Below are 19,175 nucleotides of genomic sequence, written 5' to 3'. Positions count from 1 at the left end.
CGAGCCCCGGCCGGTACGACCCCGGCCACGGCGCATCCCGGCCAAGACGGGCCCCGGCCGAGACGCATCCCGGCCGGGGAAACCCTCAGACCAGGAAGTCCCGGGCGATGCCCTCCGCCACCGTCTCCAGGATCGGGCCCGCCTCGGCGATGCACCGCGCCACGTCCGGCTCGACGTCGGTCAGGGCGTACGCGCGGCGGATGCCCGCCCTGCCGAGGACCTCCGGGGCGAGCGCGAGACGGCCGCAGACCGCGACGACCTCGATCCCGGCGGCCCGCGCGGCGGCGGCCACCCCGGCGGGGGCCTTGCCGTGCAGGGTCTGCTCGTCGAGCGAGCCCTCGCCGGTGATGACGAGGGTGGCCCGCTCCAGGGCGGGCGCGAAGCCGAGCACGTCGAGCATGACGTCGATGCCGGGCCGGAAGCCCGCGCCGAGGCCGACGAGCGCGCCGTACCCGATGCCGCCCGCCGCGCCGGCGCCCGGCGACTGCGCGTACTCGGCGGCCTTGGGGCCGATGGCCTTCTCCAGGACCGTGGCGAAGTGGGCGAGCGCGGCGTCCAGCGCGGCGACGTCCTCCGGTGCGGCGCCCTTCTGCGGCCCGTACACGGCCGGCGCGCCCTTCGGCCCGGTCAGCGGGTTGTCGACGTCGCTGGCGAGGACGATCTCGACGTCCTTCAGGCGCGGGTCGAGCCCCGACAGGTCGGCCGTGGCCAGCCCCTTGAGCGGGCCGCCGCCGGGCGCCACGGGGTCGCCGTCCGCGTCCAGGAAGCGCGCGCCGAGCGCGGCGAGCATGCCCGCGCCGCCGTCGGTCGTGGCGCTGCCGCCGACGCCGAAGACGATGGTGCGGGCGCCCGCGTCGAGCGCGGCGCGCAGCAGCTCCCCGGAGCCGTACGTGGTGGAGGTGAGCGGCGCGAAGACGCCCTCCGGGAGCAGCTGGAGGCCCGACGCCTCGGCCATCTCCACGACGGCGGTGCCGTCCTTCAGCGCGTACGCCGCCGTCACCTGGTCGCCGAGCGGCCCGGTGACCCGCACCTCGCGGCGCTCGAAGCCGCCCGCGACGGCCGCCGCGACCGTGCCGTCGCCGCCGTCGGCGACCGGCAGCGCCTCGACCGCCACGTCGGGGGCGACACGGCGCAGGCCCGCCGTCACCCGCTCGGCGACCTGCACGGCCGTGAGCGAGCCCTTGAACTTGTCCGCGGCGATGAGCACGCGCTGCGCCGGTCCGCGCCCCGCCCGCTCGTCCTGAGCGGGCGCCGGCGCGTGCGCCTGCGTCCGTCGCTCGTGTCCCGCCGTCCCTGCAGCGTCCGCCACCTTGGATTCCCCTTGCTTTCGGGCCTTGCTCGCGTCAAGGCAGTCGCGCCGCTGCGACCATAACCGCAGACGGGGCCCGCTGCCCATGGCCGGCCACGCCGCGAGACGGCGCGCCCCGGCGAGAAATCCCCTCATATCGCTCCATAGTGGTGCGCCATGAGCACGGAAATGATCGATCAGCCCCTCCCCGACGACGGTCCGCCGGACCCGCCGCCGCCCGGCCGGGGTCCGGCGGAAGGATCACCTCCGGACGGCACCCCCGACTACGTCGTCGTCGGCATCGGCGTGGCCGCCGTCCTCGCGGTGGTCGCCTGGGCCGCGCTCGGCAAGAAGTCCTTCGACCACGCGTCGGACTCCGCGCTCGGCTGGGTGCTGTCCAACTTCGCCTGGCTCTTCGTGATCGCCGCGGACGTCTTCCTGGTCCTGTGCGTGGTCCTCGCGCTGAGCCGGTTCGGCGCGATCCGGCTCGGCACGGACGACGCGCGGCCGGAGTTCACCAACCTCGCGTGGATCGCGATGATGTTCAGCGCGGGCATGGGCATCGGCCTGATGTTCTACGGCGTCGGGGAGCCGCTCACCCACTATCTGAACCCGCCGCCCTCCTCGAGCGCCGCGCCCCGCACGGGCGGAGCGGCCCGCACCGCTCTGGAGTACTCGTTCTTCCACTGGACGCTGACCCCGTGGGCGATCTACGGCATCGCGGGTCTCGCGCTCGCCTACGCGGGTTTCCGCAAGGGCCGCGGCAACCGCCTCAGCTCGGTCTTCGTGCCGCTCATCGGCGCCCGGCGGGCGGCGGGGTGGCCCGGCCGGCTGATCGACCTGCTCGCGGTCTTCGCGACCGTCTTCGGCACCGCCACCAGCCTCGGCGTGGGCGCCCTCCAGGTCGCCACGGGGCTCAACCTCACCACCGGCGTCGAGGACTCGACCACCCTCCAGCTGATCATCATCGTCTCGCTCGGCGCCGCGTTCGTGGTCTCGGCCTTCTCCGGGGTGCACAAGGGCGTGAAGTGGCTCAGCACCCTCAACATCATGCTGGCCGCCTGCCTGATGCTCTTCGTCTTCGTCCTCGGCCCGACCGTGTACGTCCTCGACGCGATCCCCGCGAGCGTCGGGGGCTATCTGCACCAGCTGCTGCCGATGGCCTCGCGGACGGGCGCGTTCACCGACAGCGGGTGGCTCGGCGCCTGGACGATCTTCTACTGGGCGTGGTGGCTGTCCTGGGCGCCGTTCGTCGGCACGTTCATCGCCCGCATCTCGCACGGCCGGACGATCCGCCAGTTCCTGATCGGGGTGCTGCTGGTGCCGAGCGGCGCCACCGTCGTGTGGTTCTGCGTGATGGGCGGCACCGGCATCCGGCTCGACGCGACCGGTCGGGTCGACATGGCGGCGAAGGTGGAGGAGGGCGCGGAGGCCTCGCTCTTCGCGATGCTGGACGCGCTGCCGCTCGGCACCCTCACGTCCTGGGTCGCGATGATCCTCGTCATGACGTACTTCGTCACCAGCGCCGACTCCGCTTCGCTGGTGATGGGTTCGCTCAGCAGCCGCGGCTCGCTGCACCCGCCGACCTGGCTGGTCGTCACCTGGGGCGTCCTGATGGCGGCGGTGGCCGCGGTGCTCCTGGTCGCGGGCGGCCTGAACTCCCTGCAGAGCGCGACGATCCTGGTGGCGCTGCCGTTCGTGGTGGTCATGCTGGCGCTGTGCTGGGCGCTCCTGAAGGAGTTGCGCGAGGACCCCGGCGCGGGCCCCGCGCGCGGCCACGCCCTGCACGGGCTCCGGGACGCGGTCCGCACGATGGTCGGCGACGCGATCACGGAACAGACCCCGGGCCGGCACCACCGACTCCGCCGCATCGTCAAGTCGCGCAGCAAGGACGGGGATTGAGCTATTGAGCGGTACGGACACCGGTGGAAGGGACGGTCTCGGGCGGTACGGGGATCGGGCGGGGCGGTGAGGTGTCGGGGCGCCCGGATATCCTTCCCCGCGTGACCCTCCAGGACTACGCCACGTACATCGCGGGGCTCCCCCGCGTCCTCGTCGGGGCCGCCGCGCTCTTCCGTGATGCGGAGGGGCGGGTGCTGCTCGTCGAGCCCAACTACCGTGAGGGCTGGGCGCTGCCCGGTGGGACCGTCGAGTCGGACACCGGGGAGACGCCGCGGCAGGGTGCGCGGCGGGAGACGCTGGAGGAGATCGGGCTCGACGTCGGGCTCGGGCCGCTGCTCGCGGTGGACTGGGTGCCGCCGGGGCCCGTGCGGCCGCGGCCGCCGCTGGTGGCGTATCTGTACGACGGCGGGGTGCTCGACGACGACCAGTTGAAGTCGATCAGGCTGCAGGAGGAGGAGCTGCTCTCCTGGCGCCTGGTCGCCCCCGCGGACGTCGCGGAGTACCTGCCCGACGAGTTGGGGCGCCGGGTCGCCGCCGGGCTCGACGTACTGGCGCGGGGCGGCGGACCGGTGGAGCTGGAGGACGGGCACCGGGTGGGCTGACCCGGCGCCCGGCCGTCAGAACCCGTCAGTACCCCTCAGTACCCGTCAGAAGAGGACGTCCGCGCCGGTCCCGGCCGTCGCGCCCTCGAAGGCCAGCAGCCGCTGCTTGCGGTCGAGGCCGCCGCCGTACCCCGTCAGGCTGCCGCCCGCGCCGATGACGCGGTGGCAGGGCACGATGACGCCGATCGGGTTCTTGCCGTTGGCGAGGCCGACCGCGCGGGAGGCGGTGGGGCGGCCGAGCATCTCCGCGAGCTCACCGTACGTACGGGTCTCGCCGTAGGGGATGTCCTGGAGCGCGCTCCAGACCGTGCGCTGGAACGGGGTGCCGTCGAGCCGCAGCGGCACGTCGAACTCCGTGAGCTCCCCCGCGAAGTAGGCCGCCAGCTGGCGGGTCACCTCGTGGAACGGGGCCGGGTCGGGGGCGCCGAAGGTCTCCTCGGGCGGGCGGTGGCGCTGCTCGGTCATGTAGAGACCGCTGAGCACGCCGTCGGTCGCGACGAGCGTGAGCGTCCCGTAGGGGCTGTCGATGCGGGTGTGCAGGCGTTCCATGGGCATGGGTCTCGCTGTCCCTTACGCGGGGAGGTGGTTGATCGGGTGGTCGTCGGTGGCCCACAGGTACTGGACCGCGTATGCCCGCCAGGGCCGCCAGGCGGCGGCGCGCGCGGTGAGGGCGGCCGGGGTGTGCGGCAGGCCGAGCTCCTGTGCGGCGCGGCGGATGCCGAGGTCGGTGGGGAGGAAGGCGTCGGGGTCGCCGAGCGCCCGCATCGCGATGACCTCGACCGTCCAGGGCCCGAAGCCGGGGAGTGCGCTGAGCCGGGCGCGGGCCTCGTCCCAGTCGCTCTCCACGCCGAGCCCGAGCCCGCCACCGGCGAGTTCGCGCACGAGTGTGGTCAGGGTGGCGCGGCGGCTGCGGGGCAGGGCGAGGGACTCGGGGTCGAGCGCGGCGAGCGCGTCGGGGCCGGGGAAGAGGTGGGTGAGGCCGCCCTCGGGGTCGGCGACCGGGGTGCCGTGCGCGGTGACCAGGCGGGCGGCGTGGGTGCGGGCGGCGGCGGTGGAGACCTGCTGGCCGAGGACGGCCCGTACGGCGAACTCCGCCTCGTCGACGGTGCGCGGGACGCGCCGCCCCGGGGCCTTGTCGACGAGCGGCGCGAGCAGCGGGTCGGCCCTCAACTGAGCGTCGACGGCGGCCGGATCGGCGTCCAGGTCGAGCATGCGGCGGCAGCGGCTGATGGCGATGGTGAGGTCGCGCAGATCGGTCACGGCGAGCCGGCAGCCGATGTGGCCGGGGTACGGGGTGAGGGCGACGACCCCGTGCCCGTAGGGGAGGCTCAGGGTCCTGCGGTACGCACCGTCGCGCCACTCCTCGACGCCGGGCACCGCGGTGGCGACGAGATGGCCGAAGAGGTTGTCGGGGTTGAGCGGGGCGCGGAACGGCAGCCGGAGCGAGAGGGCGCCGCCCGCGGCGCCGGATGATGTGGCAACCGTCGGCACGGCCCCGGGCCGCTTCGGCGCACGGGCCCGCAGCTCCCCCGGGGCCAGCGCGAACACCTCGCGCACGGTGTCGTTGAAGGTGCGGACCGAGGAGAACCCGGCGGCGAAGGCGATCTCGGCCATCGGCAGCCCGCTCGTCTCGATGAGCAGCCGCGCGGTCTGGGCGCGCTGGGCGCGGGCGAGGGCGAGCGGTCCCGCGCCGAGCTCGGCGAGCAGCTGGCGTTCGACCTGCCGGGTGCTGTAGCCGAGGCGGTGCGCGAGACCGGGGACGCCCTCGCGGTCGACGACGCCGTCCGCGATGAGACGCATGGCGCGGGCCACGAGGTCGGCGCGCTGGTTCCACTCGGGCGAGCCCGGGCTGCTGTCCGGGCGGCACCGCTTGCAGGCCCGGAAGCCGGCCTGCTGACAGGCGGCGGCGCTCGGATAGAACGTCATGTTCTCGGCCTTGGGCGGCACGACCGGGCAGCTCGGCCGGCAGTAGATCCCGGTGGTGACGACCGCCGTGAAGAACCAGCCGTCGAAGCGGGCGTCCTTCGACTGAACGGCGCGTACACAGCGCTCTGTGTCGGTGTGCATGCCTTCAAGGATCGCTGCTCGCGCGCCCGATGGCTGGCGAGAATCCGACATCGACCTCGCGCCGCCCGGGACGGTCAGACGTCCCGGCTCACTCCTGCTCGGCCAGGGCCGCGGCGAAGGCGTCGTACGCCTCCTGGCCGAAGAGCACGAACCGCACCTCGTCGAAGTGCTCGGGGTCGGCCGCGTCCCGGACCGTGCGGACGGCGATGCGCGCCGCGTCGTCGAGCGGCCAGCGGTAGACGCCCGTGGAGATGGCGGGGAACGCGACCGTACGGGCGCCCAGCTCGGCGGCGACGCGCAGCGACTCGCGGTGGCAGGAGGCGAGCAGCTCCGAACGGTCCTCGGCGGCGGACCAGACGGGGCCGACGGTGTGGATGACGTGTCCGGCGTCGAGCCGGCCGGCGGTGGTGGCGACGGCGCGGCCGGTGGGCAACCCCTTGCCGTACTGGGAGGCGCGCAGGCGGCGGCAGTCGTCGAGGATCTCGGGGCCGCCGCGCCGGTGGATGGCGCCGTCGACGCCGCCGCCGCCCAGCAGCGAGGAGTTGGCGGCGTTCACGATGGCGTCGGCGTGCTGCCCCGTGATGTCGCCCTGGACCAGGGTGATGGGTACGCTCACGTCGTCCTCCTCAGGGTCTTCCACACGGCCTTCGCGGCATTGTGCCCGGACATGCCGTGCACACCGGGTCCCGGGGGTGTCGCGGACGAGCAGAGGAAGACCGCCGGGTGCCGGGTGGCGTACGGGAAGGGGGAGAGGTTCGGCCGCAGCAGCAGTTGCAGGCCGCTCGCCGCGCCGCAGGCGATGTCGCCGCCCACGTAGTTGGCGTTGTACGCGGCCAGTTGGGGCGGGCCCGCCGTGGCGCGGGCGAGGACGCGGTCGCGGAAGCCGGGGGCGAAGCGCTCCAGCTGCCGCTCGACGGCGTCGGTGAGGTCGCCCTCCCAGCCGTTCGGGACATGGCCGTACGCCCAGAAGACGTGCCGGCCGGCCGGGGCGCGGGAGGGGTCGACGACGCTGGGCTGCACCGTGATCAGGAACGGCTTCTCCGGGGCGCGTCCGTGGAACGAGGCGGCGCGCAGCGCGGTGTCGATCTCCCGGCTGTCCGCGGCGACCTGCACGGTCCCCGCCCGGCGCGCCTCCTCGGCGGTCCACGGGACGGGCCCGTCCAGGGCATAGTCGATCTTGAAGGCGCTCGCCCCGTACCGGTATCCGTCGTAGGCGCGGCCGAGCCCGGCGATCTTGGCGAGGGCGGTGGGCGAGGTGTCGAAGACGTAGGCGCGGGCGGGCGGCAGGTCGTCGAGCCGCTTGACCTCGTAGTCCGTGTGGACGCTGCCGCCGAGGTCCTTCAGGTAGGCGGCGAGCGCGTCGGAGATGGACTGCGAGCCGCCGCGCGGGACGGGCCAGCCGCGGGCGTGCGCGGCCAGCGCGAAGACCATGCCGACGCCGCTGGTGATGATGCCGTCGAGGGGCGCGATGACGTGCGCGACGAGCCCCGCGAAGAGGGTGCGGGCCCGGTCGTCGCGGAAGCGGCGCATCAGCCAGGTCGACGGCGGCAGGCCCACGAGCCCGAACCGGGCGAGGGTCACCGGGTCGCGCGGCAGGGAGGTCAGCGGCAGGGACATGAAGTCCCGCAGCAGGGTGTCCCACTTGGGCAGGAAGGGCTGGATCAGTCTGCGGTACGCGCCCGCGTCGCGCGGTCCGAAGGAGGCGGCGGTCTCGGCGACGGAGCGGGACAGCACGGCGGCGCTGCCGTCGAGGAAGGGGTGGGCCATGGGCAGCGCGGGCTGCAGCCACTCCAGTCCGTACCGGTCCAGGGGCATGTCGCGGAAGGCCGGGGAGTTGATGCCCAGCGGGTGGGCGGCCGAGCAGGGGTCGTGCCGGAATCCGGGCAGCGTCAGCTCCTGGGTGCGCGCCCCGCCGCCCACGGTGCCCTTCGCCTCGAAGAGGGCCACGGAGAAGCCGCGGCGGGCAAGCTCGACGGCGGCGGTCAGGCCGTTCGGCCCCGCCCCCACGACGACGACATCAAGCATCGGCACCCTCGGACTCCTCTGTCAGCCGGTGGCCTCTGCGGCCAGGATAGGCCGGGCCGTCCGCGCCCTCCTCGAGCCCCTCTCAGACGCCGGTGGCGAGGAGGCCGACGACGCGCCGGGCCGTGGCGGCGTCGCGGGCCGCGGTGAACGGCAGGGCGTTGTTCCCGCCGATGCGGAACGGCTCTCCTGTCAGCGTCAGGTCGGCGCCGCCGGCCTCGGCGACGAGCAGCAGGCCCGCGGCGTGGTCCCAGGCCAGCTCCCAGGAGAAGGCGACGGCGTCCAGCTCCCCCCTGGCTATCGCCAGGTACTCGAGGCCGGCCGACCCGCACGGGCGGGGCCGCACGCCGTCCACCGCGAGTCCGAGCAGGGCCCTCTTCTGCTCCTCGGTGGTGAAGTCCGGGTGCGAGGTGGCCACGGCGAGGTCCCGGTCCGGCGCGGGCGATCCGGCGGTCAGCCGCTCCCCGTTCAGCCAGGCGCCCCGGCCCCGGACGGCCACGGCCAGCTCGTCGAGCGCCGGGGCGTACGTCCAGGAGGCCTGGACCTCGCCGCGGACGGCCAGGGCGACGAGCATGCAGAAGCCGGGGTCGCCGTTGACGAACTGGCGCGTGCCGTCGACCGGGTCGACGATCCAGACCGGGGCGTCGCCGTGTATCGCCTCGTACGTGGCCGGGTCGGCGTGCACGGCTTCCTCACCGACGACGACCGAGCCCGGCAGGAGGGCGGCGAGGTCGGCGGTGAGCTGCTCCTCCGCGCGGCGGTCGGCGACGGTCACCATGTCGTGCGGCCCGCTCTTCTGGACGACGTCGCCCTCGGCGAGCTGGCGGAAGCGGGGCGTGACCTCCGCTGCGGCGGCCTTGCGGAGTGCCTCTTCCACGTCGTGTACGCCGTGCGTCAGAAAGTCTTCGATCATGTACCCCATGAGAGCACGCTCCACTGACATCCCGTACGGCCCCGCCCAACAGATCCTGAACCCCAGGTGAACCCCTGGTACACCCTCCCCTACCCCGCATCGCGCCGCGCGGCACGACCCAGCCCCTGAAGCCTAGGGGAGCGACGAGACCTCGTTCCGGCCGCCTCGCAGCCGCGTACGAGACGGGAGGGGACGTGGGGGTATGTGCGCACGGAGCACCGAGCACGCTGTAGCAATGTTGTCCGCGAGGCAGCGGCGCAGGGATGGCGAGTACGCACATACCCCCGCGGCCCCGCACCCACAGACGAACCCCAGGCGCAGAGACGCGCACCCAACGGAACCCGTACCGCTACCGCTACCGCCCCACCGCATACCCCTGCGCCCCGCGCGGATTCGCCCCCGCCGAAAGCATCCCGGTCCGGGGATCCCGGGACACCGCACACAGCCGCCCCTCCGACCACGCACCCCCCACCGTCACCGCGTGCCCCCGCCGCCGCAACTCCTCCACCACCTCCGCATCCATCCGAGCCTCCACCACGAGGCTCCCCGCACTCATCCGCCGCGGATGGAACGACCCGGGGAACGCGTCCGTGTGCCAGCTCGGCGCGTCGATCGCCCCCTGCAGGTCGAACCCGCCCCGCACGCCAGCCCGCAGCACCACCCCCAGGAAGAAGTGCACCTGCCACTGATCCTGCTGGTCGCCCCCGGGCGTGCCGAAGGCCATGACCGGCACCCCGTCCCGCAGCGCCAGCGACGGCGTCAGCGTGGTCCGGGGCCGCCGCCCGGGCGTCAGCGAGTTCGGCAGGCCCTCCTCCAGCCACGCCATCTGCAACCGCGTCCCCAGCGGGAATCCGAGTTCGGGCACGACGGGGTTGGACTGCAGCCATCCCCCGCTGGGCGTCGCGGACAGCATGTTCCCCCACCGGTCGACCACGTCGAGGTGGCATGTGTCGCCGCGCGTTCCCCCGTCCGCGGCCACGGTCGGCTCCCCGGCCCCGGCCGCCGCCCCGGCCCCCTCGTCCAGCCCGCGCGTCTCCCCCGCGGCCACCGCCACCGCATGCGCGGACAGCCGGGGCCGGCGTCCCCCGGGCGCCCCGGGCCGCAAGCCGTACGACGCCTTCTCCTCGATGAGCCGCCGCCGGCCGGCGTTGTACTCCGCGGAGAGGAGTTCCCGCACCGGCACCCCGTCGGCTCCCCGCTCCCCCGCGTCCCCGTACCAGGCCTCCCGGTCCGCCATGGCCAACTTGCAGCCCTCGACGAGGAGATGGACGTACTCGGCGGACCCGTACGCGGGCAGTTCCGCGATGTCCCGGGGCAGCAGGGCGAATTGCTGGAGGAAGGCGGGGCCCTGGCTCCAGGCGCCGGCCTTGCAGAGCGTCCAGCCGTTCCAGTCGTACGTGACCGGGTCCTCGTACGAGGCGGACCATCCGCGCAGATCCTCCGCGCTGAGCGTCCCCGCGTGCCGCTCGCCACTGGTGTCCATGGTGGGCCGTCCGGCCTGCCGCACGAGCGCCTCGGCGATGAACCCGCTCCGCCACACCTCGCGCGCCGCCTCGATCTGCGCCACCCGCGACCCGTCGCCCTCGTCGGCGGCCCTCGCCTCGGCCTCCGCGGTCAGCCGCCGCCAGGTCGCGGCGAGCGCGGGGTTGCGGAAGAGCTCGCCGGGGCGCGGGGAACGGCCCCCGGGCAGGTAGACGTCGGCGGACGTGGGCCACTCGCGCTCGAAGAGCTCCCGTACCGTCTCCACCGTCTCGCCGACCCGCTCGACCGGGGCGTGGCCGTCCTCCGCGTACCCGATGGCGTACCTGAGGACGTCGGCGAGCGACTTGGTGCCGTGGTCGCGCAGGAGCAGCATCCACGCGTCGAACGCGCCCGGCACGGCGGCCGCGAGCGGGCCGGTGCCGGGCACCAGCTCCAGACCGAGGGAGCGGTAGTGGGCGACGGTGGCGCCGGCCGGCGCGCACCCCTGTCCGCAGAGCACGCGCACCGAGCCGCCGGCGGGCGCGAGGATGATCGGGACCTCGCCCGCCGGTCCGTTGAGATGCGGTTCGACCACGTGCAGGACGAAGCCCGCGGCGACGGCGGCGTCGAAGGCGTTGCCGCCGTCCTCCAGGACGGCCATCGCGGACTGCGAGGCCAGCCAGTGGGTGGACGACACCATGCCGAAGGTGCCCTGAAGGGTCGGTCGGGTCGTGAACACAGGCCTCACACCTCGCTGTTTGAGTGCGTCGGCCCGGATCATAGGCGCAAACGATCAACGGATCACAGGATCGTGCGGTCACGGGATCGGGCGGTCACGAGAACATCCCCGCCGGCCCGCCGCCTGCCCGGGCACACGCCCCGCGCGGCCTGCCCGTGCGGATGCGCGCGTTCGGGTACAGACTTGATCACATGGGTACCAACAGGTCCCGGACGAGCGTCCCCGGCTCCGCGCCCGCGGGCGCGCCGCGCCAGACCCTCGCCCTCGCCGCCATGCTGTTCGCGGTGTCGATGACCTTCATCGACCAGACGATCGTGTCCATCGCGGCGCCGGACATCATCGAGGAACTCGGCCTGACGTCCTCCGGCATGCAATGGGTCGTCAACGCCTATCTGCTCGCCCTCGCGGCGTTCTTCGCCCTCGGCGGCCGGCTCGCCGACCTCGTCGGCAACCGCCGGATCATGCTGACCGGCACACTCCTGTTCGTCATCTCCTCGGTGCTCTGCGGATGTGTCCCCAAGGGGGACTTCGCGCAGAGCTGGCTCATCATCTTCCGGGCCACCCAGGGGCTGGGCGCGGCGCTGATGTTCCCCGCGGCGCTCGCCGTCGTCGTCAACGTCTTCCCGGTGGGCCGACGTGGGCGGGCGCTCGCCCTGTTCTTCGGTCTGTCGGGCGCCCTCACCGCCGTCGGCCCCCTGCTGGGCGGGTGGCTCACCGGGTGGACATGGCGGGCGATCTTCTGGGTCAACGTCCCGGTCGCCCTGATCGCGCTCGTCCTCACCTTCCTGGCGCACGTGCCCAACGTGCGCCGTTTGGAGAAGCTCGACGTACCGGGAGCGGTACTGGTCGCGGCGGGCATGGGGCTGAGCGTGCTGGGCCTCCAGCAGGCGCAGGCGTGGGGCTGGGGCAGCGTGCTCACCTGGGTCTGCATCGTCGGCGGTCTCGCCGTGCTGGTCCTGTTCGTCCGCTACGAGCTGTCGGTGGCCCAACCCTTGATCCAGATGCGGGTGTTCAGGGACAAGGCCTTCACGGCCGACAACCTCGTCCTGTTCTTCGCGATGCTCGCGTTCGTCCCGCTGTTCTTCTTCGCCTCGGTGTACGCCCAGGTCTCGCTCAGCGCCTCGCCGAACCAGGCGGCCCTGTATCTGCTGTACTTCTTCGTGGGTTTCGCGGTGACCTCCCAGTGGGGCGGCCGGATCCTCGACCGGAAGGGCGCGCGGCCCGCATTGAAGATCGGCACGGCGCTCGGGGCGGTCGGTTTCGCGCTCTGGGCGGGCAAGTTGACCGATCTGTCGATGCACGACCAGTGGCCGTACGTGGCCCTCGCCGGTGCGGGGATCGGGTTCCTGCTGGCCCCGGCCTCCACGGACGCGGTCAACCGGGCCATCGACGCCTCGTACGGCGAAGTCACCGGCATCACCCAGACCGTGCGCAACTTCGCGGCCAGCGTGGGCCTCGCCGTCTTCGGCACGGTCCTGACCCATATGACCACCAACCGCGTGACGGACACCCTGACGAGCCGCGGCCTGTCGCAGGACGACGCCCGGGCCACCGCGCGCTCGGTCGCCGAGGCGGTCACCGGGAACGCCGACGGCCGGGCTCCGACCGGGGACGGGGCCGCCGCGACGCGGATGCGCGAGGCGATGGGCGACATCCGGATGGACTTCGCCCAGGCCAACCAGTGGGTCTTCTACGGGATGGCGATCGCGCTCGCCGTCGCGTTCCTGTGCGCGCTGCGCCATCCCGGATCACGCGTCACATCGGAGTCTCCCGGCACCGCGGCCCCCGCGCCCGCCGCCGCGTCGTCGGACGTACCGTCCGGAACCCCGGCCGACCCACCGGCCGGGGTCCGCGGAGACCGGCCCGCGGGCCGGTGACGGGACCGCTCACGGTGACGTTCGGGGCACGGGGCAGAGCGCCTCGATCCGGTCCGCGGCCGTCCGCAGCCCGGTCAGCCGCCCGACCCCCGGCGCGAACGCCCCCGCACCCGACGCCCAGCCCGGCCCCGCCACCAGCACGGTGGGATGGGCCCTGGCTCCCCGTACCCCCCACTCGGTCTCCGTGACGAGGTGCACCAGCGCCCGGTCGGCGGTGTTGCGCGAGTGTGCCCAGAGGACCACGACCGACGGTCCGATGCGCCGCACCGCGGCGTACAGCGCCTCCGCGGGGAGCGCGGCGCCGAACATCCTGGTGGGCAGGCCGCGTTCGCCGAGCACCGCGGTGAGGGCCTCCAGCGGAAGGGTGTGCTGCTCCCCCGGTACGCAGGCGAGCAGCACCGGCGCGGTGGGCACCGGCGCAGACCGGCGCGGGGACACCCGTCCCGTCGCCACGTCCGGCACCCGGCGCAGAGCGGACGAGACATGCCAGGAGAGCAGGTGCTCGACCTCCACGTACCGCTCGCCGCACGAGGCCCACTTCCGTCCGATGGCGTGCAGGGCCGGAGCCATGACCTCCTCCCAGCCCGCGGTGAGCCCGTACGCGTTCAGCGCGGTCCGCAGCTGCGACTCGACGGCGGGGGCGTCGAGCCGCACCGCCGCCCGCGCCAGACCACGGCACTCCTGGCGGACGTTGCCGAGGGAGAGCGCGCCCGGGTCGCTCGCCGGGCGGGACCGGGGCACCGTCGTCCCGGTCTCCGTCAGGGCCAGCCGCGCGGCCTCGGCCGGCGGCACGCCGAGGCCGGTCAGCCGGCACATCTCCTCGACCCGGCCCACGTCCTCGCGGGTCCAGCGGCGGTGCCGGCCCTGCTCACGGCGGGCCGGCCCGATGCCGTACCGCCGCTCCCACGAGCGCAGCGTGGTCGGCGCGACGCCGAGTCTGCGGGCGACGGCGCCCGTCGCCAGCCCCGCGTCGGCCTCGTCGGGCCGGGTGGATTCCGCCTGCCGTGTCGCACCCATCCCGCGACGATACGACGCACAACCGCTGCGGGTTGTCGCCTCTCACGGAATGCCACCAGGCTGGGCCCCACTACGGCCCGCGTACGAGGAGCAGGCAGCACGGCGTCCCGCTCCCTGGAGGCAGAGCATGGAAATCTCCGGCGCCCGCGTCCTGGTGGTCGGCGCCACCGGCGTCCTCGGCGGTCTCGCCGCCTGCGCCCTGGCCGAGCACGGCGCGAAGCCGGCCCTGGCGGGCCGCAATCCGGTGCGGCTGGCCGCGCTCTCCCAGGACCTCGGCGACTGCCCCGCCCGCACCTTCGAGGCGTGCGACCTGGACCAGTGCACCGCGCTCGGCCCCTGGGCGGAGCGGGCCCTGTCGGGCCTCGACGGGGTGCTCGTGGCGGTCGGGGCCGCGGGCTTCGGCGCCGTCGAGGACGTGTCGAACGCGGCAGCGGGCCACCTCCTGACCGTCAACGCCCTCTGTCCGATGGCCGTGTTGCGGGGCGCTGCCCCGCTGGTCGCGGACAAGGGATTCCTGCTGGCGGTCACCGGCGAGTCGGCGGAGCGGCCCGGCACCGCCGACTACGCCGCTTCCAAAGCGGCGTTGAGCGGCTGGCTCGGCGTGCTGGCCGACGAGCTCGCGCCGCGGTCCGTCGCGGTCGTCGACTTCCGTCCGCCGCACGTGGACTCGGGCTGCACCGAGCGGCCGCTGATCGGCCTGCCCTCCACCCCGCGACCGGGGGCCGACCCTTTGGCGACGGCTAGGGCCTTGGTGGGGAGGATCACCGCGGCCTGAGGTCCCCGCGCGGTCACTCGATCCCCCGCGCCTGCTTGAACCGGCTGAGCCCGTCGGCCAGTTCGACGATCGGGTCGGGATAGTCGTAGCGCTTGCGCTCCTCCGCGGGCAGCTTCCACGGTTCGTGGACCGCCGCGCCCTTCAGGTCGGCGAGCTCGGGCACCCAGCGGCGTACGTACGTTCCGTCCGGGTCGTACCGCTTGGCCTGGGTCACGGGGTTGAGCACCCGGTTGGGCCGGCTGTCCGTGCCGGTTCCCGCCATCCACTGCCAGTTGAGCTGGTTGTTGGCGACATCGCCGTCGACCAGGAGCCGCCGGAAGTGCCGGGCGCCGACCCGCCAGTCGACGTAGAGCGTCTTGGCGAGGAAGCTCGCGGTCAGCAGCCTGCCGCGGTTGTGCATCCACCCCTCGTGAAGGAGCTGGCGCATCGCGGCGTCGACGACCGGATAGCCCGTGCGTCCCTCCTGCCACGCGCGGGCGTCCTCCCGCGCGGCCTTCCCCGAGCGCCAACGGTCGTCGCGCGTACGGTAGTCGGCGGTGGCCGCCCGCGGCCTGGCCGCGAGCACCTGGTGGTGGAAGTCGCGCCAGCACAGTTGCCGCACGAAGGCCTCGGCGCCCTTGCCCGACCGGGCGCGCGCGTCGCGGACGAGTTCGGTGCTGGACAGCGTGCCGAAGTGCAGGTGCGGCGAGAGCTTCGAGGTGACGTCGCCCGCCAGGTCGTCGTGGTGGTCCTCGTAGCCGTCGATGCCGTCGTCGCCGCCGCGCAGCCACTTCTTCCAGCGCGCGCGGCCGGCGCTCTCGCCGCCCCGGGCGAGCCCCGGCGAGAGGCCGGACAGGTCGTCGCGGTCGGGCAGCGGCTCGGAGCGGACCCGGTCCGGGACGCGCACGGCGCGCGGGGCGGCGAGGACGGCCCGGGGTTCCTGCGCGGACCAGCGGCGGAAGTACGGGGTGAAGACGGCGAAGTGGTCGGAGTTCGCGGGCGTCACCTCGCCGGGTGCGAGCGCGGTGACCACGGCGTCGTGGACGTGCAGGCTCCTGCCGTCCTGCTCCAGCGCCTCGCGCAGCCGCCGTTCGCGGGCGTGCGCGTACCGGCTGACCCCGCCCGCCATGTGTACGTCCTCGGCGCCGGTCTCCTCGGCGACGGCGCGGGCCTCCTCGATGGGGTCGCCGGAGCGCACCACGAGCCTGCCGCCGCGGTCCCGCAGCCGCTCGTCGAGGTCGGCCAGGCAGTCGGCGAGGAACGCCGCGCGGTTCGGCCCCATGTCGTCGTGGCCGTCGATCGCCGGGTCGCGGACGAAGAGCGGCACGACGGCGTCCGCGCCCTTGACGGCGGCGCGCAGCGGCGGATGGTCGTGCACCCGCAGGTCGGAGGTGAACAGGACGACCGAGATGGGCATGGTGCGTACTCCAGAGGGGGCGGGGCCGGGATGGGCTGCTGGGTGTCCTTCCCTTCTTCCGCGCTCCGGTCCTGCGGGGATGCGCCGTCCGGTGCGGATTCCCCCGTACGGCGCGCACAAGAGGTGCGGTCGGGGACATTTCCGTACTCGGCTAGCGTTGGGGACGATTCGGTGGTCCGGAACAACGAGCCGGGGGCGGTCGTGGCCCGCGGGCATGGAGGAAGCACGGTGCACGGTGAGTACAAGGTCCCCGGCGGCAAGCTCGTCGTGGTGGATGTGGACGTCGAGGGCGGCGCGCTGCGCGACACCCGTGTGGCAGGCGACTTCTTCCTGGAGCCCGACGAGGCGCTGGAGGCGATCAACGGCGCGCTGGACGGCGCCCCCTCCGACACGGACGCCGCGGGCCTGGCCGCCCGCATCGACGCCGCGCTCCCGGAGGGCACCGTCATGTACGGCCTGACGTCGGAGGGCGTGGGCGTCGCCGTACGACGGGCGCTCGCGCACGCCACGGACTGGACCGACTACGACTGGCAGTTGGTGCACGACGGTCCGCAGCCGCCCGCCCTGCACATGGCCCTCGACGAGGTGCTGACCCAGGAGGTCGCGGCGGGGCGGCGCCCGCCGACGCTGCGCGTGTGGGAGTGGGCGTCGCCCTCGGTGATCATCGGCAGCTTCCAGTCGCTGGCCAACGAGGTCGACGCGGAGGGCGCGGCCCGGCACGGCATCGACGTGGTGCGCAGGATCTCCGGCGGCGGGGCGATGTTCGTGGAGCCCGGCAACACCATCACGTACTCGCTCTCCGTCCCGGACGCCCTGGTCCAGGGGCTCTCCTTCCAGGACAGCTACGCCTATCTGGACGACTGGGTGCTCGGCGCCCTCGCCGACATGGGCATCAAGGCCTGGTACCAGCCGCTCAACGACATCGCGACGGAGGCGGGGAAGATCGCGGGGGCGGCCCAGAAGCGCATGGTGGCGCCCGGCGGCGGCGCGGGCGCGGTGCTGCACCACGTGACGATGTCGTACGACATCGACGCGGACAAGATGCTGGAGGTCCTGCGCATCGGCAAGGAGAAGCTGTCGGACAAGGGCACGCGGAGCGCCAAGAAGCGCGTCGACCCGCTGCGCCGGCAGACCGGGCTGCCCCGCGAGGCGGTCATCGACCGCATGATCGACTCCTTCCGCTCGCGGTACGGCCTGACGGAGGGCAAGGTCACCGAGGAGGAGTCGGCGCGCGCCCGTGAGCTGGTGCGCACCAAGTTCGGGACGGCCGAGTGGACGGCCCGCGTGCCCTGAGCCCGGGCGTGGCCCGAACCGTGCGGGTCCGGGGTCAGGACGACCGGGGCCTTCGCTGCCAGGCCGTCGTGCCGAGCATGCCGGTCTCCCCGATGTCGAGGCCGCCGTCCGGTTCGACGGTCTGGCGCGGCTCTCCCTCGGCGGGGCCTATCTCCACGTAGACGCCGCTCCCCCGCCGGGTGCTCGCGTCGACGGCCGAGTACCGCCAGACCAGCGTGGTGTACGCGCGCTCCCCCGGCTTCAGCGCGACGCGGTGCGGGCCGGGGTCGTCCATGGTGGTGACCGGCTCCGTGCCCTTGAGTACCGAGACGTCGAACAGGGCGTGGTCGACCCCGCGGACACGGATGTCCGGATAGCCGTCGACCACGCGCACGCGCTCGCCGCAGTTGGTCAGCGTCACCGACATCGCCCGCAGCCCCATGGCCGCCGTGACCATGCCGGGAGACGTCGTGAGGCCCGACTTCGGGCAGGGCGGAGCGCTGGGCGGCGGGGCGTCGCGGCCGGAGGGGGCCGTGAGATCCGTGGGGTCCGCGGGGCGGGTGGGGCGCTGCGTGTTCCCGTCAGGGCGGGTCGCCTCGGCGGTCGGACGGCGCTCCGGGTTCGCCTCGCGGTCCAGTTCCTCGGAGAGCCCGCAGCCGGCCAGGAGCAGCGCGGTCACCGCGAGGGCCAGGACACGTCCGGCGGATCTCGGCAGGTCGGTCACGCCGGGATCATGTCATGGCCAGGGGTGGCGCCGCAGGCCCGCGCGCAGGGGCCCGCCGCTCAGGACAGCGCGGGCACGACCGACGCCCCGTAAGCGTCGATGACGTCCTCGCGTGCGTCGTGCATCGCGTAGAGCGCGAACTGGTCCACGCCCAACTCCTGGAGCTCACGCAGCCGTTCGAGGTGCGACTCGACCGGTCCGAGCAGGCAGAACCGGTCGACGATCTCGTCGGGGACGAAGGCGGTGTCGGGGTTGCCGGCCCGGCCGTGGTGGCTGTAGTCGTAACCCTCGCGGGCCTTGATGTACGCGGTGAGCGCCTCCGGCACCATCGAGGAGTGCTCGCCGTACCGGGTGACCAGGTCGGCGACGTGGTTGCCGACCATCCCGCCGAACCACCGGCACTGCTCGCGGGCGTGCGCGAGGTCGTCGCCGACGTAGGCGGGCGCGGCCACGCAGATCTTCACGTCGGCCGGGTCGCGCCCGGCATCGGCCGCCGCGTCCCGTACCGCCTTGACCATCCACTGCGTCAGATACGGGTCGGCGAGCTGCAGGATGAAGCCGTCCGCCCGCTGTCCGGCGAGCGCGAGGGCCTTCGGGCCGTACGCCGCCATCCACACCGGCAGCTTGCCGTCCCGTACCCACGGCAGCCGCAGGGTCTGTCCGCCGACGTCCGCCTCGCGGCCCTCGGCGAGATCGCGGATGACGTCGATCGCCTCGCCGAGGCGGGCGAGGGTGTTGGGCTTGCGCCCGGCCACGCGCATCGCGGAGTCGCCGCGCCCGATGCCGCACACCGTGCGGTTGCCGTACATGTCGTTGAGCGTGGCGAAGGTGGAGGCCGTGACCTCCCAGGTGCGGGTGCCCGGGTTGGTGACCATGGGGCCGACCGTCAGCCGGGTGGTGTGTTCCAGGATGCGGCTGTAGATGACGAACGGCTCCTGCCACAGCACGGCGGAGTCGAAGGTCCAGCCGTAGCGGAAGCCGTTGCGCTCCGCGCGCCGCATGAGGCCGACGACCTCCGAAGCGGGCGGGTCGGTCTGCAGTACGAGTCCGAAATCCATGGCCCGGCTCCTCACGCAGGTCACGCAGGTCTGATGGCGCCTCAGACGCCCCGAAAGCCGCC

At 73.9% G+C, this 19,175-nt stretch carries 16 protein-coding genes; 5 read left to right on the top strand and 11 right to left on the bottom strand.

The window, feature by feature from the left end; genetic code table 11:
• Positions 1 to 85: 85 nt before the first annotated feature.
• Positions 86 to 1,207, bottom strand: a complete 1,122-nt coding sequence (locus tag ACZ6B8_RS10160) for a glycerate kinase family protein (protein WP_471607185.1) — start codon at positions 1,205 to 1,207, stop codon at positions 86 to 88.
• A gap of 258 nt (positions 1,208 to 1,465) precedes the next feature.
• Between ACZ6B8_RS10160 and ACZ6B8_RS10155 the strand changes: the two genes are divergently transcribed.
• Together ACZ6B8_RS10155 and ACZ6B8_RS10150 are read left to right on the top strand one after the other, a co-directional pair.
• Positions 1,466 to 3,190 carry a BCCT family transporter gene (locus ACZ6B8_RS10155; protein ID WP_471606900.1) on the top strand — a complete coding sequence of 575 codons (1,725 nt, stop codon included), beginning with the start codon at positions 1,466 to 1,468 and terminating at the stop codon, positions 3,188 to 3,190.
• A 101-nt stretch (positions 3,191 to 3,291) separates the two neighbouring features.
• Positions 3,292 to 3,792 carry an NUDIX domain-containing protein gene (locus tag ACZ6B8_RS10150; RefSeq protein WP_471090492.1) on the top strand — a complete coding sequence of 167 codons (501 nt, stop codon included), beginning with the start codon at positions 3,292 to 3,294 and terminating at the stop codon, positions 3,790 to 3,792.
• Between the two features lie 45 nt (positions 3,793 to 3,837).
• Here the strand turns inward: ACZ6B8_RS10150 and ACZ6B8_RS10145 are convergent, their stop codons facing one another.
• The 6 genes from ACZ6B8_RS10145 to ACZ6B8_RS10120 all read right to left on the bottom strand — a co-directional run bounded on the left by ACZ6B8_RS10145 (position 3,838) and on the right by ACZ6B8_RS10120 (position 10,994).
• Positions 3,838 to 4,341 (bottom strand): methylated-DNA--[protein]-cysteine S-methyltransferase, encoded by a 504-nt coding sequence (locus tag ACZ6B8_RS10145; protein WP_471090533.1) that lies wholly within the window; start codon positions 4,339 to 4,341, stop codon positions 3,838 to 3,840.
• Positions 4,342 to 4,362: 21 nt separating this feature from the next.
• Positions 4,363 to 5,859 (bottom strand): AlkA N-terminal domain-containing protein, encoded by a 1,497-nt coding sequence (locus ACZ6B8_RS10140; RefSeq protein ID WP_471606899.1) that lies wholly within the window; start codon positions 5,857 to 5,859, stop codon positions 4,363 to 4,365.
• Positions 5,860 to 5,947: 88 nt separating this feature from the next.
• Complete coding sequence (locus tag ACZ6B8_RS10135) at positions 5,948 to 6,475, bottom strand: O-acetyl-ADP-ribose deacetylase (protein WP_471606898.1); 528 nt, start codon at positions 6,473 to 6,475, stop codon at positions 5,948 to 5,950.
• Positions 6,472 to 7,884 carry a phytoene desaturase family protein gene (locus tag ACZ6B8_RS10130; protein ID WP_471607184.1) on the bottom strand — a complete coding sequence of 471 codons (1,413 nt, stop codon included), beginning with the start codon at positions 7,882 to 7,884 and terminating at the stop codon, positions 6,472 to 6,474. Before ACZ6B8_RS10130 ends, ACZ6B8_RS10135 begins: the two co-directional genes overlap by 4 nt.
• Before the next feature lie 82 nt (positions 7,885 to 7,966).
• Positions 7,967 to 8,794, bottom strand: coding sequence for an inositol monophosphatase family protein (locus tag ACZ6B8_RS10125; protein WP_471090486.1), 828 nt, complete (start codon positions 8,792 to 8,794; stop codon positions 7,967 to 7,969).
• A gap of 355 nt (positions 8,795 to 9,149) precedes the next feature.
• A complete protein-coding gene (locus ACZ6B8_RS10120) occupies positions 9,150 to 10,994 on the bottom strand; it encodes a gamma-glutamyltransferase family protein (protein ID WP_471606897.1) in 1,845 nt (614 codons plus the stop codon).
• Between the two features lie 191 nt (positions 10,995 to 11,185).
• Between ACZ6B8_RS10120 and ACZ6B8_RS10115 the strand changes: the two genes are divergently transcribed.
• Complete coding sequence (locus tag ACZ6B8_RS10115; RefSeq protein ID WP_471606896.1) at positions 11,186 to 12,871, top strand: MFS transporter; 1,686 nt, start codon at positions 11,186 to 11,188, stop codon at positions 12,869 to 12,871.
• A gap of 9 nt (positions 12,872 to 12,880) precedes the next feature.
• Here ACZ6B8_RS10115 and ACZ6B8_RS10110 read toward each other — a convergent pair whose 3' ends face one another.
• Complete coding sequence (locus ACZ6B8_RS10110) at positions 12,881 to 13,888, bottom strand: MerR family transcriptional regulator (RefSeq protein ID WP_471606895.1); 1,008 nt, start codon at positions 13,886 to 13,888, stop codon at positions 12,881 to 12,883.
• A gap of 127 nt (positions 13,889 to 14,015) precedes the next feature.
• Here ACZ6B8_RS10110 and ACZ6B8_RS10105 point away from each other — a divergent pair, with 127 nt between their 5' ends.
• Complete coding sequence (locus tag ACZ6B8_RS10105) at positions 14,016 to 14,663, top strand: SDR family NAD(P)-dependent oxidoreductase (protein WP_471606894.1); 648 nt, start codon at positions 14,016 to 14,018, stop codon at positions 14,661 to 14,663.
• Between the two features lie 13 nt (positions 14,664 to 14,676).
• Here ACZ6B8_RS10105 and ACZ6B8_RS10100 read toward each other — a convergent pair whose 3' ends face one another.
• Positions 14,677 to 16,059 (bottom strand): cryptochrome/photolyase family protein, encoded by a 1,383-nt coding sequence (locus tag ACZ6B8_RS10100; RefSeq protein WP_471606893.1) that lies wholly within the window; start codon positions 16,057 to 16,059, stop codon positions 14,677 to 14,679.
• Positions 16,060 to 16,287: 228 nt separating this feature from the next.
• Between ACZ6B8_RS10100 and ACZ6B8_RS10095 the strand changes: the two genes are divergently transcribed.
• Positions 16,288 to 17,352: a lipoate--protein ligase family protein gene (locus ACZ6B8_RS10095; protein ID WP_471090474.1), complete on the top strand. Its 1,065-nt coding sequence runs from the start codon at positions 16,288 to 16,290 to the stop codon at positions 17,350 to 17,352.
• A 34-nt stretch (positions 17,353 to 17,386) separates the two neighbouring features.
• Here ACZ6B8_RS10095 and ACZ6B8_RS10090 read toward each other — a convergent pair whose 3' ends face one another.
• Both ACZ6B8_RS10090 and ACZ6B8_RS10085 read right to left on the bottom strand, forming a co-directional pair.
• A complete protein-coding gene (locus ACZ6B8_RS10090) occupies positions 17,387 to 18,055 on the bottom strand; it encodes a DUF4232 domain-containing protein (RefSeq protein ID WP_471606892.1) in 669 nt (222 codons plus the stop codon).
• A gap of 59 nt (positions 18,056 to 18,114) precedes the next feature.
• Entirely contained in the window at positions 18,115 to 19,113 is a 999-nt protein-coding gene (locus ACZ6B8_RS10085; RefSeq protein ID WP_471606891.1) for a TIGR03842 family LLM class F420-dependent oxidoreductase, read from the bottom strand.
• Positions 19,114 to 19,175: the final 62 nt, after the last annotated feature.

The sequence above is a fragment of the Streptomyces sp. NPDC041122 genome, from assembly GCF_055592445.1.
This window is presented reverse-complemented; position numbering and strand designations above follow the sequence as displayed.

Coding starts and splice junctions, on each gene's coding strand:
- ACZ6B8_RS10125 (WP_471090486.1), bottom strand. CDS start 8,794: ATGATCGAAGACTTTCTGACGCACGGCGTACACGACGTGGAAGAGGCA.
- ACZ6B8_RS10085 (WP_471606891.1), bottom strand. CDS start 19,113: ATGGATTTCGGACTCGTACTGCAGACCGACCCGCCCGCTTCGGAGGTC.
- ACZ6B8_RS10105 (WP_471606894.1), top strand. CDS start 14,016: ATGGAAATCTCCGGCGCCCGCGTCCTGGTGGTCGGCGCCACCGGCGTC.
- ACZ6B8_RS10100 (WP_471606893.1), bottom strand. CDS start 16,059: ATGCCCATCTCGGTCGTCCTGTTCACCTCCGACCTGCGGGTGCACGAC.
- ACZ6B8_RS10140 (WP_471606899.1), bottom strand. CDS start 5,859: ATGCACACCGACACAGAGCGCTGTGTACGCGCCGTTCAGTCGAAGGAC.
- ACZ6B8_RS10110 (WP_471606895.1), bottom strand. CDS start 13,888: ATGGGTGCGACACGGCAGGCGGAATCCACCCGGCCCGACGAGGCCGAC.
- ACZ6B8_RS10155 (WP_471606900.1), top strand. CDS start 1,466: ATGAGCACGGAAATGATCGATCAGCCCCTCCCCGACGACGGTCCGCCG.
- ACZ6B8_RS10115 (WP_471606896.1), top strand. CDS start 11,186: ATGGGTACCAACAGGTCCCGGACGAGCGTCCCCGGCTCCGCGCCCGCG.
- ACZ6B8_RS10130 (WP_471607184.1), bottom strand. CDS start 7,884: ATGCTTGATGTCGTCGTCGTGGGGGCGGGGCCGAACGGCCTGACCGCC.
- ACZ6B8_RS10145 (WP_471090533.1), bottom strand. CDS start 4,341: ATGGAACGCCTGCACACCCGCATCGACAGCCCCTACGGGACGCTCACG.